The following is an 18,572-nucleotide window of genomic DNA, read 5'->3' as shown; positions in this document are numbered from 1 at the left end:
TATCCACCAATTGGCTGGCGCGTTAATTGGTTAATTATTTATCTCAAATTAAAGTAATACGTTATAGTACCTGTCTGGTTATTCACACCCTCCACAGCATTAAAGCGAGCTCTTCTTGCAGCGTCTTCCGCCGCTTTGCGTAATGCAGTGTTTACTGTGTTCGTCTGACGATTGATACTGGTAGCAATCACATGTCCTGCCGGATTCACAGTAATAGAAACTACTACACGACCTTCTTCCTGAACATTGTACACAGGACGAGGTAAACCTCCCTCTCCTATAGAACGTCCACCAAGATCAAATGTACCATAACCACCTGTACCGGTTTTAGCTCCGGACGGCGAATTACCATCTTTACTGCCTTCTACACCTGTACCGCTGCTGGCTGTCCCTTTACTTCCATCCATCTGAGCACCTTTACCAAAAGCTCCCGATACCCGTTTTGCTGCAGCTTCGGCAGCAGCTTTCCGTTCCCGTTCCGCTTTTTCTTCAGCAAGTTTTTTTGCTTCTGCTGCTTTCTCTGCAGCAGTCTTCTCAGGCTTCTTCACCACTTCAGGCTTTTCCTTTTTAGGCTCAGCTTTAGGCTTTATGACAACCGTCTCCTCTTCTGTTTGCGTTATCATCTCCTGCTCCACAGTTTCCTGTGGCTCTACCACTTCTGGTACGTCCTCCGGAGGAAGAATATCTACATCTACCATTGTGGAAGGATCATAATTCCCTAACGAAGCATCTACATCTCCCATCATTACGGGTACACCGCCTTCATCCTGATTATTGGGGAGAGTGAAACTCACCAGAATCAAAAGAGCAATAATAGCTACATGCACCAACAATGCACCCAACATTCCTATGTATTCACCCTTTTTCTTTCCGTCCATCATTTATTTGTTTCGGGCGGGCGTGTAGCCAGCACCATTTTAAAATGATTCTCATTCGCTATATTCAGTACTTTCACAATCTCACGGTAAGGCACTGTTTCGTCTGCATAAAGCGCTACATACATTTCCGGTTCTCTCTCAGCACAACTTTGCAGAAAAGGAGTCAGTTCGTCCAACGTTAAAGAATGTTCCTTCTCACTACCGAAAGCCGCATAAAAATTCAGATCCTTATCGATAATCACCCGTGTCAGAGGCTTCGCTGAAGTCTGCTGTTTTCCTTGCGGGAGCAACACTTTAATAGCGTTCGGAGATACTACAGTAGAAGTAATCATAAAAAAGATCAACAACAAAAATATAACATCTGTCATGGATGCCATACTAAAGTTAGGAGATATTTTAGCTCTTCGTTTTAATGCCATATTAATAATTATTTCTGAGCAGGTTCATTGAGTAAGTCCATGAAAGCCATAGTCTTTGATTCCATCTTGTTTACCACACGATCTACCAGCATCACAAGGTAATTGTAAGCAAACATAGCAATAATACCAACAATCAAACCACCCACTGTAGTTATCATTGCTTCATAAATTCCTCCAGAGAGCAATGTTATATCAATATTCCCGCTACCCGCATTAGCCATATTATAGAAAGCACGTACCATACCGGTTACCGTACCCAAAAAACCCAACATCGGAGCACCACCTGCAATTGTAGCCATTACAGGTAATCCTTTTTCCAGTTTAGCCACTTCGATATTTCCTACATTCTCTATAGCTGCCTGTACATCATTTACCGGCCGACCCAGACGACTTATACCTTTCTCAATCATACGGGCAGAAGGAGTATTTACAGTACGGCAATAATTTATGGCTGACTTAATTTCTCCGCTATGAATATAATCTTTTATTTTATCCATAAACATCGGATCTTCCTTGTTCGCTTTTCGAATAGCATACATACGTTCAAACAGGATATAGAAACATCCTACTGAAAGTACAGCCAGTACAATCATAATCCAGCCACCTTTCACAGCCATATCAAGCATATTCATCTCTGCCGGAGCATCTACAGGAGTAAGTACCGGATTGGCTGTTGCCAGAGAATCAGCCATACTTGCAGCCCCTTGGGCCAATAACAGAAGTGCATTCATTAGCGAAGACAATTTTTATATTCCTGGATAGTACGTTCGAGTCCCAGATAGAGCGCATCACTTATCAATGCATGTCCAATAGAAACTTCGTCCAGCCAGGGAATGTTTTTATAAAAGAAATTCAAATTCACCAAACTAAGATCATGTCCGGCATTTAGCCCAATTCCCAGTTTACGTGCCACCTTAGCAGCTTCAACAAAAGGAGCAACAGCAGCCTCCGGATCTTTAGAAAAAGCAGTAGCATAAGGTTCTGTATAGAGTTCTACCCTATCAGCACCAGCCTTGGCTGCATATTCAATCATCTCCGCATCAGCGGATACAAATACAGAAGTACGAATCCCGGCAGTATTAAACGCATCAAGCACCTCTGCCAGAAAATCAAAGTTAACCTTTGTATCCCAACCGGAATTGGAAGTAATCTGAGAAGGAGAGTCAGGAACCAAAGTTACCTGATGAGGCTTTACCTTCAACACAAGATCAATGAACTCAGGAGAAGGATAACCTTCAATATTAAACTCTGTTCGTAATAGCGGACGTAAATCATATACATCAGCCATACGGATATGTCGTTCATCAGGTCGGGGATGAACAGTTATTCCGTCCGCTCCAAAAGCCTCACAGTCCAGTGCTACCTTTACCACATTAGGTACATCTCCACCACGAGCATTCCTCAGGGTAGCCACCTTATTTATATTCACACTTAATCTAGTCATCATTACATGGATTGTTTGCTGCAAAAATACAAATATTAGTAACACCATAACAGCAATCCCGAAAAAAAATGCCAAATTTGCATCCTAACTAATGATGTTACATATGAAATTTGCTATCTTCGGAAATACGTATCAGGCTAAAAAATCATCACACGCAGAAACATTGTTCCGTATTCTGGAAGAACACGGAGCTGAAATATTCCTGTGTAGAGAATTCTATCATTTTCTGGTATCGGATATGAAATTAAACATCCATCCTGCCGGATTGTTTGATGGCAATAACTTTTCAGCCGATATGGTTATCAGCATTGGTGGTGACGGAACTTTTCTGAAAGCAGCCAGCAGAGTTGGTGACAAGAATATTCCGATTTTGGGAATCAATACCGGACGTTTGGGATTTCTTGCTGATATATCTCCGGCAGAAATAGAAAAAACCTTTAATGAAATATACACAGGGCAGTATAGCGTAGAAGAACGTAGTGTACTTCAACTGATATGCGATGATAAACACCTACAATGTTCTCCATTTGCACTTAATGAAATTGCAATATTAAAACGCGATAGCTCATCAATGATCAGCATACGAACAGCGATAAACGGAGCTTTCCTCACTACGTATCAGGCAGATGGATTAATAATTTCAACACCTACAGGTTCTACGGCCTACTCACTCAGCGTAGGGGGGCCTATCATTGTACCGCATTCCAAAACAATAGCCATTACTCCTGTAGCTCCACACAGTCTTAACGTACGTCCAATTGTTATTTGTGATGATTGGGAGTTAACCCTTGATGTGGAAAGTCGTAGCCACAATTTCCTCGTAGCCATAGACGGACGAAGCGAAACATGTAAAGAAACAACACGACTAACAATCCGAAAAGCTCCTTACGCTATCAAAGTAGTAAAACGCTACGACCATATCTTTTTCGACACCTTACGATCTAAACTGATGTGGGGAGCCGATAACAGAATATAGTGCTTCCCGCACGGGTAGTTTTCTCCAGGCGGTGTTTACTTTGGCTCCCCACAGAGTGGCACAGAGTTTCACAGGGGACACAGATGACACACAGCGATTTACATTCGTATTTTTGCGAAAATCTGCGCTAATACGCGTTCCAATAAAGATTAAAACTCTCTGGTAAAACAAAAAAAAATCCCCCTGCATCCACCACAACCACTCAATCGGTCGTAAGATACAAGGGGATTCAAAAAACGGCGACTACCTACTCTCCCACTGTTACGCAGTACCATCGGCGTGATCAGGCTTAACTTCTCTGTTCGGAATGGGAAGAGGTGGAACCCTGATGCTATAGTCACCTAAAGAAGGTAGACATGTGTACAAAAAGTAATTCAGTACTAAACGAACTAAACGTATATATAAACCATACAGACAGGCAAGAAAAAAAAAGACAACGGGCAATTAGTAAGGCTCGGCTATGATATTACTACCTTTACACCTGCCTCCTATCAACGTCATCGTCTTTGACGACCCTAAGAAATCTAATCTTGTGGCTGGCTTCGTACTTAGATGCTTTCAGCACTTATCCAATCCCGACTTAGATACCCAGCAATGCACCTGGCGGCACAACTGGTAAACCAGCGGTCAGTCCAACACGGTCCTCTCGTACTAGTGTCAGAGCCACGCAAATTTCATACGCCCACGATAGATAGAGACCGAACTGTCTCACGACGTTCTGAACCCAGCTCGCGTGCCACTTTAATGGGCGAACAGCCCAACCCTTGGGACCTTCTCCAGCCCCAGGATGTGACGAGCCGACATCGAGGTGCCAAACCCCTCCGTCGATATGAGCTCTTGGGAGGGATCAGCCTGTTATCCCCGGAGTACCTTTTATCCTTTGAGCGATGTCCCTTCCATACGGAAACACCGGATCACTATGCTCTAGTTTCCTACCTGATCGACTTGTAAGTCTCCCAGTCAAGCGCCCTTATGCCATTACACTCTGCCGCCGGTTACCAATCGGCGTGAGGGCACCTTTAGAAGCCTCCGTTACACTTTTGGAGGCGACCACCCCAGTCAAACTACCCACCAAACAGTGTCCTCGCATTAGCGAGTTAGAACTCAAATAATCAAAGGGCCGTATTTCAACAGCGACTCCACAAACACTGGCGTGCCTGCTTCAAAGTCTCCGGCCTATCCTACACATCAATTACCCAAATTCAATGTTAAGCTATAGTAAAGGTTCACGGGGTCTTTTCGTCCCATCGCGGGTAATCGGCATCTTCACCGATACTACAATTTCACTGAGCTCACGGTTGAGACAGTGTCCAGATCATTACACCATTCGTGCAGGTCGGAACTTACCCGACAAGGAATTTCGCTACCTTAGGACCGTTATAGTTACGGCCGCCGTTTACTGGGGCTTCAATTCAATGCTTCTCTTGCGATGACATCTCCTCTTAACCTTCCAGCACCGGGCAGGTGTCAGGCTGTATACGTGATCTTTCAATTTTGCACAGCCCTGTGTTTTTGTTAAACAGTTGCCTGGACCTATTCTCTGCGCCCCGCCATCACTGACGGGGACCCTTTATCCCGAAGTTACAGGGTCAATTTGCCTAGTTCCTTAACCGTGATTCACTCAAGCGCCTTAGTATATTCAACCCGACTACGTGTGTCCGTTTACGGTACGGGTACCTTTAAGATTAAGTTTAGCGGATTTTCTTGGGAGTATGTTTACACGCACTATTGGATTGTTCAGAAGAACGCTCCATACTATCAGGTTCGACTCTTGCGGTGGATTTGCCTGCCACAATCAACATCTACACCCTTCAACGAACTATTCCGTCAGTTCGCGGCGCTGTCACGCCTCCGTCTCCACGTCACTCTTAAAGGTAGTACAGGAATATTAACCTGTTCTGCCATCGGCATCACCGTTCGGCTGAGCCTTAGGACCCGACTAACCCTGATCCGATTAGCGTTGATCAGGAAACCTTAGTCTTTCGGCGAGGGGGTTTCTCACCCCCTTTATCGTTACTTATACCTACATTTGCTTTTCCACACGCTCCAGCATACCTGACGGTACACCTTCAACGCAGAGTGGAATGCTCCCCTACCGATCATTACTGATCCCATAGCTTCGGTAAAACACTTAATGCCCGATTATTATCCACGCCAAACTCCTCGACTAGTGAGCTGTTACGCACTCTTTAAATGAATGGCTGCTTCCAAGCCAACATCCTAGCTGTCTTAGCAATCTGACTTCGTTAGTTCAACTTAGTGTTTATTTGGGGACCTTAGCTGATGGTCTGGATTCTTCTCCTCTCGGACATGGACCTTAGCACCCATGCCCTCACTCCTGTGATAGAACTAATGCGCATTCGGAGTTTATCAAGACTTGATAGGCGGTGAAGCCCTCGCATCTTATCAGTCGCTCTACCTCACATTAGTAACTCACAAGGCTGCACCTAAATGCATTTCGGGGAGTACGAGCTATCTCCAAGTTTGATTAGCCTTTCACCCCCACCCTCAGGTCATCCGGAAGCTTTTCAACGCTTATCGGTTCGGTCCTCCAGTTAGTGTTACCTAACCTTCAACCTGCCCAAGGGTAGATCACTTGGTTTCGCGTCTACTCCTTCCGACTATGGCGCCCTATTCAGACTCGCTTTCGCTTCGGCTGCACGTCTTGAGACGCTTAACCTTGCCGGAAAAAGTAACTCGTAGGTTCATTATGCAAAAGGCACGCCGTCACAGCTAAAGCTGCTCCGACCGCTTGTAGGCGCACGGTTTCAGGGACTATTTCACTCTTCTATTCGAAGTGCTTTTCACCTTTCCTTCACAGTACTGGTTCGCTATCGGTCTCTCGGGAGTATTTAGCCTTACCGGATGGTCCCGGCAGATTCACGCAGAATTCCTCGTGCTCCGCGCTACTCAGGATACCACTAGGGTTCAGATGGCTTCGTGTACCGGGTTATCACCGTCTATGACTGAACTTTCCAGATCATTCCACTCACCAACTTTCGTCCCACAACGTGGTCCTACAACCCCAATTATGCCGTAACATAATTGGTTTGGGCTATTCCCCGTTCGCTCGCCACTACTAGGGGAATCATTTTTTATTTTCTTTTCCTGCAGGTACTAAGATGTTTCAGTTCCCTGCGTTAGCCTACTGCAGTGCAGTATAATCGGTCTTCAACCAATTGGGTTGTCCCATTCGGAAATCCACGGATCAAAGGTCATTTGCACCTACCCGTAGCTTATCGCAGCTTATCACGTCCTTCATCGCCTCCGAGAGCCAAGGCATCCGCCATGCGCCCTTTCTTACTTTCTTTCTCTTGCCTTATACTGTCAAAACAACAGCGTACGGTTCGATATATACTTTTAGCTCTTTACTAAATTTACTTTTTTTATGTACAACATGTCAAAGATCGTGTGATCATTTACGATTGGACGATTTACAATTTACAATTGAAATTACAAACCACTAATCAAGATCGGAGTGGAGAATAACGGATTCGAACCGTTGACCCTCTGCGTGCAAGGCAGATGCTCTAGCCAGCTGAGCTAATCCCCCTTCGAAGAATTGAGAAGAAAGAAGCGAGAAGAACTAAATCAAGACGATTTATCATTTTCAACTTTCAACTTTCCATTTTCAATTCGAGAAGTAGTCCCAGGCAGAGTTGAACTGCCGACCTCTACATTATCAGTGTAGCGCTCTAACCAACTGAGCTATAGGACTAGTTCAAACTGAGCCTATTATTAGACCCGGCTTCTGTTTTCTCTTGTTTATCTCTATCTATACTTCTATAGATGGTTGATCTATATTCTATAAATAAACAAGTACCAGTAGTACTATTAGAACCATAAAGTCATGATTACGGCATCACTCCAGAAAGGAGGTGTTCCAGCCGCACCTTCCGGTACGGCTACCTTGTTACGACTTAGCCCCAGTCACCAGTTTTACCCTAGGACGCTCCTTGCGGTTACGTACTTCAGGTACCCCCGGCTCCCATGGCTTGACGGGCGGTGTGTACAAGGCCCGGGAACGTATTCACCGCGCCGTGGCTGATGCGCGATTACTAGCGAATCCAGCTTCACGAAGTCGGGTTGCAGACTTCGATCCGAACTGAGAGAGGCTTTTGGGATTAGCATCACGTCGCCGTGTAGCTGCCTTCTGTACCCCCCATTGTAACACGTGTGTAGCCCCGGACGTAAGGGCCGTGCTGATTTGACGTCATCCCCACCTTCCTCACATCTTACGACGGCAGTCTCTCTAGAGTCCTCAGCATGACCTGTTAGTAACTAAAGATAAGGGTTGCGCTCGTTATGGCACTTAAGCCGACACCTCACGGCACGAGCTGACGACAACCATGCAGCACCTTCACATTTGCCTTGCGGCTAATCTGTTTCCAAATTATTCAAATGCAATTTAAGCCCGGGTAAGGTTCCTCGCGTATCATCGAATTAAACCACATGTTCCTCCGCTTGTGCGGGCCCCCGTCAATTCCTTTGAGTTTCACCGTTGCCGGCGTACTCCCCAGGTGGAATACTTAATGCTTTCGCTTGGCCGCTTGCTGTATATCGCAAACAGCGAGTATTCATCGTTTACTGTGTGGACTACCAGGGTATCTAATCCTGTTTGATACCCACACTTTCGAGCCTCAGTGTCAGTTAACAGTCCAGTGAGCTGCCTTCGCAATCGGAGTTCTTCGTGATATCTAAGCATTTCACCGCTACACCACGAATTCCGCCCACCTCTACTGTACTCAAGACACACAGTATCAACTGCAATTTTACGGTTGAGCCGCAAACTTTCACAACTGACTTACATGTCCACCTACGCTCCCTTTAAACCCAATAAATCCGGATAACGCTCGGATCCTCCGTATTACCGCGGCTGCTGGCACGGAGTTAGCCGATCCTTATTCATAAGGTACATACAAAAAGCCACACGTGGCTCACTTTATTCCCATATAAAAGAAGTTTACAACCCATAGGGCAGTCATCCTTCACGCTACTTGGCTGGTTCAGGCTCTCGCCCATTGACCAATATTCCTCACTGCTGCCTCCCGTAGGAGTTTGGACCGTGTCTCAGTTCCAATGTGGGGGACCTTCCTCTCAGAACCCCTATCCATCGAAGGTTTGGTGGGCCGTTACCCCGCCAACTGCCTAATGGAACGCATCCCCATCTTTTACCGAAATTCTTTAATAATAATCCCATGCGGAAATATTATGCCATCGGGTATTAATCTTTCTTTCGAAAGCCTATCCCCGAGTAAAAGGCAGGTTGGATACGTGTTACTCACCCGTGCGCCGGTCGCCAGCAATGTATTGCTACATCCTGATGCCCCTCGACTTGCATGTGTTAAGCCTGTAGCTAGCGTTCATCCTGAGCCAGGATCAAACTCTTCATTGTAAAAGTTATTTTGATTTACTATCAGACAATTGACAATTTACGATTGAAATAGCCAAAAGGCAATAGTAAAGTCGTTGCTCTGTTCAGGATACCGTTATTTATTGACCTTATTTCAAATACCTATATATAAGTATTGACGGTTCTAATTTATCAAAACATTTTAATGTTTTGGACTTGTACTACTTGTATTGTTTATCAATTTTTCAAAGAACGCTTCTTTTTAAAATCGCTTCGTTTCAAAAGCGGGTGCAAAGGTAAAGGACTTTTTTATAACTACCAAATGTTTTGGAAAGTTTTTTTTAGTTTTTTTTCCGAGGATTCTCTAACAGCTCTCTTGCGAAAGGAGAAAAAACCTACAAAGAAAAAAACGCCTTTTCATTTGCGAATCGGACTGCAAAGATAAGAACTTTTAAACTTTAAAACCAAATCTTTTCAGAAGTTTTTTTGTTTATTCGTTATCCGGTAATCCGCGCTTTCAATATGTCAATCTTAAAAGGCTTAGACTCTCTTGCTAAGCGGATGCAAAAGTAGATCTTTTTACAATATACACAAAACATATCAGGAATTATTTTGGAATAAATATGAAACTTTTTTGTAATACGCTGATTTGCAAAGGTGTTGTAAAACATAAAAATGAAAGGAAGGAAAACAAAGGAAAACAAAGACACATTATAATATATAAGCGCATGCGTATACGCGTGCGAGAGGAAAAAAACAAAGAAGGAGAAAAAGGGAAGAGGAAAGAAAGAGAATCTGACATAAGAAGAAGGAAGAATTAGAAAGAAAAAAAAGAAATGTAAAATATTAGAAACAAGAAAAGAGAGACTCGTAGAGAAACAGGACGTTCATCGTAGAGAAACAGGACGATCGTCGTAGAGAAACGGGACGTTTCTCGTAGAGGAAAAAACAAAAATAGCAACGCGCTGAATAGCAATAGATTACAAAAAAAATAATAAATGTACACTTATTTTATTAAAAACAAGTAAGGATTGATGATAACAAAAAAAATAGAAATGGGAAAATACGCACAAAAGCCAAAGCCCATATCCCCCCAATTAAATGTATACGAAAGACCTCAAACAAAGAAACAATTCAAAGAGATTTCTTCATAGTCAACTGATTCTCATCATCCAGACGTTGATAGGAAACTTCATTCATAATACGACGGATGAGAAAAATACCAAATCCACCAATAGGACGTTCTTCAATCGAAAGTGTCAAATCAGCATCAGCCACCACGGTAGGATCAAAAAAATATCCTCTATCCGTTAATAAAAAAATAAGCTGATTTTCATCAGAACTAACTTTTAATAAAATATCATGTGGTTCTTGAACCGGATAAGCATACATAATCACATTAACAACGGCTTCTTCCAAAGCCAGATTTATATTCATTTCCGTCTCTATAGGCAGAGCTAACTCTTCACATAAGTCTTTTACAAAATCAACCAAAACAGTGATTTCTTTTAAATCATTAGTTATTCTTAATTCTTTTTCCATGGTACTATTCTTTTGGGTCAAGTATTTCAGGTTTGTAACATATTAATAATATAGTCAGATCATCACTGGGTTCGGCTTCCTGCACATGTTGCGCAACCGAACCGACTACGGTATTTACCGTCGAACGCGCATCTGACCGAGGAGTATTCGCAGACAGAATTTTCAATAATCTTTCGTCACCATATAATTCTTTAAAGATATTCTCAGCCTCAGTCACACCGTCGGTATAAAGGAACAGTTTATCCCCTTTTTCTAAAATGATTTCATCGTCAGTATATATAAAATCATTAATAACACCTACAAAAAGATGAGTTTTCAAATCTAAAAACGAAACATTGCTACCAGATCGAATTAATATCGGTGGATTATGCCCCGCATTACAAAGTTTTAAACAACCCGTTCGTAAATCAAGAATTCCAACTATCAAAGTAACAAACATACTAGATTCATTACTGTCAGAGATCGAATTATTCATCTTTGTTACGATATCAGCCGGAGATAATACCTGTTGCGACAAAGTACGAAATAAGCTACGAGTTATAGCCATGAATAAAGAAGCTGGAACACCTTTACCCGACACATCTCCTATAACAAAAAAGAGTCGTTCGTTATCAATAAAAAAGTCATAAAGATCACCACCTACCTCACGTGCAGGACGCAAAATTGCATGAATATCTACATCATCACGATTAGGATAAGGAGGAAATACTTTCGGAATCATATTCATTTGTATCTCATGAGCAATAGATAGTTCACTTTCAATACGCTCTTTCATTGCAGTTGTTTGCTGTAATTCCGATACATACGTTGACAAAGAATGTTGCATATAAGCTAAAGAATCATGCAAATCTTTTATTTCATCATTCGAATTGACTTCGGGAAGCATTACATCAAAGCAACCTGTTGCAATGGCGCGTGCCGATTCCGAAAACTTCTCTAATGGCCGCACCAACCTACGGATTATACTATATATAAGTAAAAACAAAACCAGCATGATTGTCAAAGAGGCACATATAAAAAGGTACAAAGTAGAGTCTAACTCATGCAAAATGATAGATCCCGGACAAACTGTACAAACCGACCATCCTGTATTGGCAATAGTAGTATAAAATGCATATGAATCCTTCCCTTTATCATAAAATCTCACAGTTCCGGAGTGCCCGGCCAACATTTCATGACCGATATATTCCAACTGGGAATTCTGTGTATCAAAAGCCTCAGAAAAAATAGTCTCATTCATTATTTTCGTACGATCAACATGCGTCAGAAAGCCACCATTGCGACTAAGCAAAAAGGTATGACTAAATTCATAAGGCTTTAGCTTCCCTACCATATCAGTAAATTGCGACAAAGATATATTAGCAATAAATACGGCATATATTTCACCATTTACATCATAAAGCGGCATTGAGTAAGTACCTACAATAGTATTTCCTCCCCCGGCATCATAGTAAGGTTCACTCCAATAATTCTGTTTAAGTAGTTTGGGGATCAGATACCAATCCATACAAGGATAATCATAATCCTGACTACCCAGTACCTGATAGACAATTTCCCCATCTTTTCCGTTTCGAAAGGAAGCATAGGGCATAAAGTATTTCCCTTTTCTCTTATAATAATCAGGGACAAAAGCAATACCACTCCCCACAATAAGATCATTCTCCCTTACTACAGCAGTAACAATCCGGTACAACGAGTCGGGATTATTCAGATTCGCTTCCAGCATCCAGGTTGATTGTTTCATTGTTGTTTCCACTGTCAGCAACTGTGCACTGATTTGCGTAGACATATTATTCAGCACTCCATGAGTATAATCTACTGCATGCTCTATTATTTTATCACGACTGTAGGTATAGAACAAGAGTATTATAACAACAAAAACAGCCAACGTAAACGAAAGCACATAGATGCTTAATTGAGTCGCAAAAGATTTACAAAAGATATATTTCATAAAAACATGCTTATTTTACAAAATCTTCATAACTAATATGGTTACTCTTTTGCACATCCTCGGGCAACAGATGATTCACAGCACAGTTGAACCCTTCACGACTCAAATGATAAGTGCGCTTACCAGTCCGCCTATCAACTTGTAAACGGAGTACTTCTTCAAGCATCTTACGCTGATGATAACGGTTTGTACCTACATTACAACGATGAACTTGCTCCATAACGATATCAAGCGTTTCTTCCCGGTGTTCATTAGCCCATATCCACCCCCGAATACTTGCACGTACTAATTTACGAACAGCTTCCGGATGTTGGTATAAAAATTCTTCAGTAATATAGAGTCCATCTTCAGGCAAATTATATCCATAGTCAGCAAAGCGCAAAGTACAGGTAGAATCTATTTTCATTCCACATTCAATCAGTTGCGGATATTCATTAAAACTTCCTACCAAACAAATATCAACAGCTCCGGAAAGGAAAATATTAACGCCACTATTAAAACGAACCCATTCTACTTGCAAGTTGTAAAAACGAGCTATCTGATCAAGCAATTTCTGGCTCAAGTGATTCCAAACAGCTATTTTCTTATGTTGTAATGATGAAATACCCTTCAAAGGTGAACGACTTACCAACATTAAATTATTTTCCTGTGAAGTCTGCATTATATTCACGACGCGTGCGCCTCCCATAGCTCTTTCCGTAAGAGCATACGAAAGGTTCATTACTACCGCCTGCGCCAAACCTTTATCTAAAAAAGAAAAAGAGCTTTCCGAAATAAACGGATGGCGAATGTGCACCTCAAGCCCTTCTTCTTTATAAAAGCCCATCTTTTCTGCCACATAATACCCTGCAAACTGTGCTTGGGCAGTCCATTTGGGAGTAATAGTTATAGATTGGGCATTTACTTCAATAACAAAAAATGTCAATAATGACAATAGACCACTTGCTAAATGGATTTGTTTCATTTGTGTATGATAAATTCAACGGATGGTAAAAAGAGAAGAACACCCTGTCATATCAAATATCTTACGAATCTCGGGCTGAACAGCCTCGACCGCAAGACATCCATTATGCAGAGAAACGCTCTTTTGTAATATTATAAAGCTTCGAAGTCCGGAACTACTAATATATGTCATACCTTCACAGTTAATTATAATATTAGGAGTAGTATCTGCAAGCAAAGGCTGGATAACAACATTAAAATCATTGGCATTAATCGTATCCAGTCTGCCTTCTATAGCCAGCACGGTAACGTCTTCTATTTTACAAAGATTTGTTTTCATTGTTGCCTCTTGCCTCGGAAGCACATCAATCCTTTTCATCAATGTTAAATGATTCAATGTACCAATTGTACGATAGCTAACTTCATCCATCGTACGGCGAATAAGGCAAAATCGTAATCCTTCGGTGAGACGTTGCTCTAAAGACATAGTGACATCCGGACTTTCTGCCTGGATAGGATCAAACGAAATACCATCGTCTATAATTAAAAAGGTAAGAACTTGCGAGCTGACTTTAACCCGAAGCACTATTTCACCTTTTCTACTTGTCGGATAAGCATGATTTATAATATTGATGATCGCTTCCTCAATAGCAAGATTTATACTCATCGTCACACAAGAACTTAACTGTAATGATAACGATAATTCCTCGATAAACTGAGTGATCTTAGCAATTTCACTCGAACTATTACTGATGATAATTTCTCTTTCCATATTTTTTAGATAACGTATCATATACATTTTAATAATTGTCTTGATTGTGACTAGCCGTCAAAGGTATTCGTTGAAAGTCATATAGCGAAATCTGTCCCAATAAAAAGCTTCCCATATCAGCGTATCAGACAAAGTGGGACAACTTTCCAAGTTAAGCATAGTCCCATTTTAGCTAAAGTCCCCTAAATGGGACGCATTTTAAAGAAGGATCACTTTGCTATATTCCCGAATGACTTACTTTTGCCACAAAATTAAAAGGTAAAGATGGTCAGTGTAATCATGTTGTGTTTTGAGTTATTGCTTGATGCTATTGGCTTAGTAGCAGGAATCATTGTTTTTATACGCTCTTCCGGCAACAGCATTCAGCGATCATGGGGTATGTTGGCTATCTTCCTATCTCTTCTTCTTTTGTATGACAATACGGAATGGATATGGCTTTTTAATAAAGATGTCCAAAGAATGCCATTATTCACGGAAGTACCTTTAAACCACCTGTCGTTATGGCATATCGTACGCACTGTCGTCTTCTTTCAACTCTTTTCAATCTTCCCCATCGCTTCACTAAAACCGGGATGGATGAATCTGACGAGAATACTTAATTTATGTATTCCCATTTTACTCATTATATGCATTGCATGTTGCTACGAGTTATTTAACGGACAATATACAATCCTCAAATCATTCGCTGATATCAAACAAAACATAACCCGCCAGGATGTTGCCATGCGACTAATACTATTCATAGTAAGTGTTGTAGCGCCTTCTATTAATTTTCTCTTTCCTTATTTAAGGCAGTGGCTTCCAGTCCGGCGAAAACAAAGCAGGGGTATGACAACTTATATGGTTTGCTTTGGACTAATAATGTCCGGATACATCTGGCTAATGTTAGGAACCAGCGGACTTAGCTTTAACCTATTCGGGTATTTTGTTATCTTACCAACTATTTATCTGAATATATTGTATATATATAATGGAGACCCACTCTCGCTGCCTCCATTACCAGTAGAGAATCTACAATCGGAAGAGATAGAAGCTATTAAAGAAATAGAAGTATCCCCAATAGTACTTGAACTTAGTAATCATTTGCAAATGCTGATGAAACAAGACCGACCTTTTATTAATCCACAATATTCTTTACAGGATTTACTTAAAAGTCTAAATACCAATGAAAGCAGACTTAACAAAGCCCTGCACTATGATGGTTTTTCCGGATTCAGAGATTATATAAATTTTCACCGGTTACAATATTTCAAAGAACAAGCTATGGAAAAAAAAGAATTAACAGTCAAAGAGTTAATGTTTAAAAGTGGATTCACTTCACGTTCCAGTTTTTACCGTTATTTCTCCAATATCGAAAAAATGTCTCCAAGTGAATACATGGAAATGCTTCAAAAAGAGAATAAAGCAGTTTCCACTTAACAAATAAGTATTTTTGTTATTGTTAAATCAGATACATCTGAAAACAAAATTCTTTAGCCCCTGTTACTTAAGCAACTTAATATTTATAACCTAAACTTTAAAATTATGGCTAAAGAAAGTGTGAAAATCCTGCAAGGAAAGCTCGATGTAAAAAGTTTAATTGATCAACTGAACGCTGCATTATCCGAAGAATGGTTAGCATACTATCAATACTGGATAGGTGCATTAGTAGTTGAAGGTACTATGCGTACCGGCGTACAAAGTGAATTCGAAGAACATGCCGAAGAAGAGCGTCAGCACGCACAGTTACTAGCCAATCGTATCATTGAACTAGAAGGTGTTCCGGTACTTGATCCTAAAAAATGGTTTGAATTGGCCAGATGCAAGTATGACACACCAACCGAGTTTGATTCAGTCAGCTTACTAAATCAGAATGTAGCCTCTGAACGCTGCGCTATCCTCCGCTATCAGGAAATTGCAAACTTTACCAATGGTAAAGATTATACTACATGTGATATCGCCAAGCATATTCTGGCTGAAGAGGAAGATCATGAACAGGATTTGCAGGATTATCTGAACGACATTGCCAAAATGAAAGAATCTTTTCTGAAGAAATAAGTAGTAGTTTCTTTAAGAGTGGGAAGAGGGAGTTATTCTGTAAAAGGAATAGTCCCTCTTTTTTCTATAAGTAATACATCACAATATAAATGATTATTGGGCGGGGTATTATTGAAACGCGGATGAACGCAGATTTTCTGTAAAGAATATTGTTTTCAAATATCACACAACAATCTAATTCGTGAAAATCTACGATCATTTACGCTTTATTTGCGTTTTAATAAATTCGTATTTATAGAGTATACTCATTTTGAATCAGTACTTATCACTTACAGAATATAAAAAAAATAGAGAGAGAACTGAATTATATAGCACCAACATCACATTAATTAAAAGCGGAAGAATCACCCGAAAACAACATTAATTTCCTTTATATCTGTGACAAAACAAAAAACTATGCGACTTATGGGATAAATATCAACTCAATTATTTATCTTTGTTAGCTTTAAAAAGAGCTGGCATAAAAAACAATAAATACAATGAAAGATTTCTTTAAATTTACGCTTGCTACAGTAACAGGTATCATACTGTCAAGCATTGTTCTGTTTTTCATCGGTATTATGGTGATTTTCGGAATCGTTTCATCATCTGACACAGAAACAGTGGTGAAGAAAAACTCAGTAATGATGCTCGACCTAAATGGTACCTTGGTAGAACGTACTCAGGAAAGCCTGGAAGGTGTACTCTCCATGCTCACAGGAGACAATTCAAATGTCTATGGTCTCGATGATATCCTTACTTCCATTAAAAAAGCAAAGGAGAATGAAAACATCAAAGGAATCTACATCCAAGCTTCTGCATTAGGTTCTCCGTATGCTTCTCTACAAGCCATTCGCAATGCATTGACCGACTTCAAAGAAAGCGGAAAGTTTATCGTAGCTTATAGCGATGGATACACACAGGGACTTTACTACCTGTCCAGCGTAGCTGATAAAGTAATTCTGAACCCAAAAGGTATGATTGAATGGCGAGGAATTGCCTCCGCCCCAATATTCTACAAAGACTTATTGCAAAAGGTAGGTATCGAAATGCAAATATTTAAGGTAGGCACTTACAAATCAGCTGTCGAACCGTTTATCGCAACTGAAATGAGCCCGGCCAACCGTGAGCAAGTAACTGAATTTATCGGTTCTATCTGGGGACAGGTTGTAAGTGGCGTATCTGCCTCTCGTAATATATCACCAGACTCACTGAATGCTTATGCAGACCGCATGCTGATGTTTTATCCCGCCGAAGAAAGTGTAAAATGTGGGCTGGCAGATACACTTATTTATAAAAATAATGTACGCGACTATCTCAAACAACTTGCAAATGTTGATAAAGACGACCGTCTGCCTATATTAGGCCTTGATGATATGATTAACGTAAAGAAGAATGTTCCAAAAGATAAAAGCGGTGATATTGTAGCTGTCTACTATGCATCAGGAGAAATCACAGATCAGTCAGGCTCGGCTGCTTCCGAAGATGGTATCGTAGGCAACAAAGTAATTCGCGACTTACGCAAGCTTAAAGATGATAAAGATGTAAAAGCAGTTGTATTACGCGTAAATTCTCCGGGTGGTAGTGCTTTTGCTTCCGAACAAATATGGCATGCCGTAAAAGAGCTGAAGGCCGAAAAACCGGTTATCGTTTCAATGGGTGATTATGCTGCATCAGGTGGTTACTATATTTCTTGTGTAGCCGACACAATTGTTGCCGAACCCACCACCCTGACCGGTTCTATCGGAATCTTTGGTATGGTGCCCAATGTGAAGGAACTTGCTGATAAAGTAGGGATAACTTATGATGTAGTAAAAACCAATAAATTTGCCGACTTCGGAAACCTCATGCGTCCTTTCAATAATGACGAAAAAGCACTCATGCAAATGATGATAACCGAAGGGTATGATACATTCCTTACCCGCTGCGCCGAAGGCCGTCATATGACCAAAGAGGCAATTGGAAAGATTGCCGAAGGCCGTGTATGGACAGGTGAGACAGCAAAAAAGCTCGGCCTTGTTGACGAACTGGGTGGTATAGACAAAGCGCTCGACATCGCTGTAAAGAAAGCTAATCTCGATGGTTATACCGTTGTTTCTTATCCGGAAAAGAAAGATTTCCTTTCTACTCTGCTTGATACGAAACCGACCAATTACGTAGAATCACAATTGATGAAAAGCAAACTGGGTGATTATTATAAAGATTTCAGCTTACTGAAAAATTTAAGCGAACGCTCTATGATACAAGCCCGTGTTCCGTTTGAACTGAATATTAAGTAA

Annotated in this window: 12 protein-coding genes, 2 tRNA genes and 3 rRNA genes; 4 read left to right on the top strand and 13 right to left on the bottom strand. The window is 41.1% G+C overall.

Annotated elements, in window-relative coordinates; genetic code table 11:
• Positions 1-38 precede the first annotated feature (38 nt).
• The 4 genes from VCM39_RS04210 to VCM39_RS04195 are packed head-to-tail and all read right to left on the bottom strand — an operon-like array spanning position 39 to position 2,741.
• Positions 39-878 carry a TonB family protein gene (locus VCM39_RS04210; RefSeq protein WP_221651283.1) on the bottom strand — a complete coding sequence of 280 codons (840 nt, stop codon included), beginning with the start codon at positions 876-878 and terminating at the stop codon, positions 39-41.
• Complete coding sequence (locus VCM39_RS04205; protein WP_289293795.1) at positions 878-1,297, bottom strand: ExbD/TolR family protein; 420 nt, start codon at positions 1,295-1,297, stop codon at positions 878-880. The genes VCM39_RS04210 and VCM39_RS04205 overlap by 1 nt, the downstream gene beginning before the upstream one ends.
• A gap of 8 nt (positions 1,298-1,305) precedes the next feature.
• Positions 1,306-2,028 carry a MotA/TolQ/ExbB proton channel family protein gene (locus VCM39_RS04200; protein WP_221651241.1) on the bottom strand — a complete coding sequence of 241 codons (723 nt, stop codon included), beginning with the start codon at positions 2,026-2,028 and terminating at the stop codon, positions 1,306-1,308.
• Positions 2,028-2,741, bottom strand: coding sequence for a pyridoxine 5'-phosphate synthase (locus VCM39_RS04195; RefSeq protein ID WP_221651282.1), 714 nt, complete (start codon positions 2,739-2,741; stop codon positions 2,028-2,030). The genes VCM39_RS04200 and VCM39_RS04195 overlap by 1 nt, the downstream gene beginning before the upstream one ends.
• A gap of 103 nt (positions 2,742-2,844) precedes the next feature.
• Between VCM39_RS04195 and VCM39_RS04190 the strand changes: the two genes are divergently transcribed.
• On the top strand, positions 2,845-3,717 hold the full coding sequence (locus VCM39_RS04190; RefSeq protein ID WP_221651240.1) for an NAD kinase: 873 nt from the start codon (positions 2,845-2,847) through the stop codon (positions 3,715-3,717).
• Positions 3,718-3,951: 234 nt separating this feature from the next.
• On the opposite strand, the gene rrf is transcribed toward VCM39_RS04190, so the two are convergent.
• The 9 genes from rrf to VCM39_RS04145 form a co-directional block, all read right to left on the bottom strand.
• Positions 3,952-4,062: ribosomal RNA gene (gene rrf, locus VCM39_RS04185) — 5S ribosomal RNA — on the bottom strand.
• Positions 4,063-4,141: 79 nt separating this feature from the next.
• Positions 4,142-7,027 (bottom strand): 23S ribosomal RNA (locus VCM39_RS04180).
• A gap of 169 nt (positions 7,028-7,196) precedes the next feature.
• Positions 7,197-7,270 (bottom strand) — tRNA-Ala (locus tag VCM39_RS04175).
• Positions 7,271-7,361: 91 nt separating this feature from the next.
• A tRNA-Ile gene (locus VCM39_RS04170) sits at positions 7,362-7,435 on the bottom strand.
• A gap of 153 nt (positions 7,436-7,588) precedes the next feature.
• Positions 7,589-9,112, bottom strand: a 16S ribosomal RNA gene (locus VCM39_RS04165).
• Together the 16S, 23S and 5S rRNA genes with 2 tRNA genes alongside form the textbook arrangement of a ribosomal RNA operon.
• 1,092 nt (positions 9,113-10,204) lie before the next feature.
• On the bottom strand, positions 10,205-10,612 hold the full coding sequence (locus VCM39_RS04160) for an ATP-binding protein (RefSeq protein ID WP_221651562.1): 408 nt from the start codon (positions 10,610-10,612) through the stop codon (positions 10,205-10,207).
• A 4-nt stretch (positions 10,613-10,616) separates the two neighbouring features.
• Complete coding sequence (locus VCM39_RS04155) at positions 10,617-12,563, bottom strand: SpoIIE family protein phosphatase (protein ID WP_322934123.1); 1,947 nt, start codon at positions 12,561-12,563, stop codon at positions 10,617-10,619.
• A gap of 10 nt (positions 12,564-12,573) precedes the next feature.
• A complete protein-coding gene (locus VCM39_RS04150; RefSeq protein ID WP_322934122.1) occupies positions 12,574-13,527 on the bottom strand; it encodes an ABC transporter substrate-binding protein in 954 nt (317 codons plus the stop codon).
• 15 nt (positions 13,528-13,542) lie between these two features.
• Positions 13,543-14,277, bottom strand: coding sequence for an anti-sigma factor antagonist (locus VCM39_RS04145; protein ID WP_221651559.1), 735 nt, complete (start codon positions 14,275-14,277; stop codon positions 13,543-13,545).
• Positions 14,278-14,541: 264 nt separating this feature from the next.
• Between VCM39_RS04145 and VCM39_RS04140 the strand changes: the two genes are divergently transcribed.
• The 3 genes from VCM39_RS04140 (at position 14,542) to sppA (ending at position 18,572) form a co-directional block, all read left to right on the top strand.
• Positions 14,542-15,696 carry an AraC family transcriptional regulator gene (locus VCM39_RS04140; RefSeq protein WP_221651558.1) on the top strand — a complete coding sequence of 385 codons (1,155 nt, stop codon included), beginning with the start codon at positions 14,542-14,544 and terminating at the stop codon, positions 15,694-15,696.
• Positions 15,697-15,801: 105 nt separating this feature from the next.
• Positions 15,802-16,314 (top strand): ferritin-like domain-containing protein, encoded by a 513-nt coding sequence (locus VCM39_RS04135; RefSeq protein ID WP_221651557.1) that lies wholly within the window; start codon positions 15,802-15,804, stop codon positions 16,312-16,314.
• A 479-nt stretch (positions 16,315-16,793) separates the two neighbouring features.
• Entirely contained in the window at positions 16,794-18,572 is a 1,779-nt protein-coding gene (gene sppA, locus VCM39_RS04130) for a signal peptide peptidase SppA (RefSeq protein ID WP_221650527.1), read from the top strand.

The sequence above is a fragment of the Bacteroides mucinivorans genome (genome assembly GCF_034654355.2).
Classification (GTDB): Bacteria; Bacteroidota; Bacteroidia; order Bacteroidales; family Bacteroidaceae; genus Bacteroides; species Bacteroides nordii.
The sequence above is the reverse complement of the archived record's forward strand: the minus strand, read 5'-3'. Positions and strand labels throughout refer to the sequence as shown.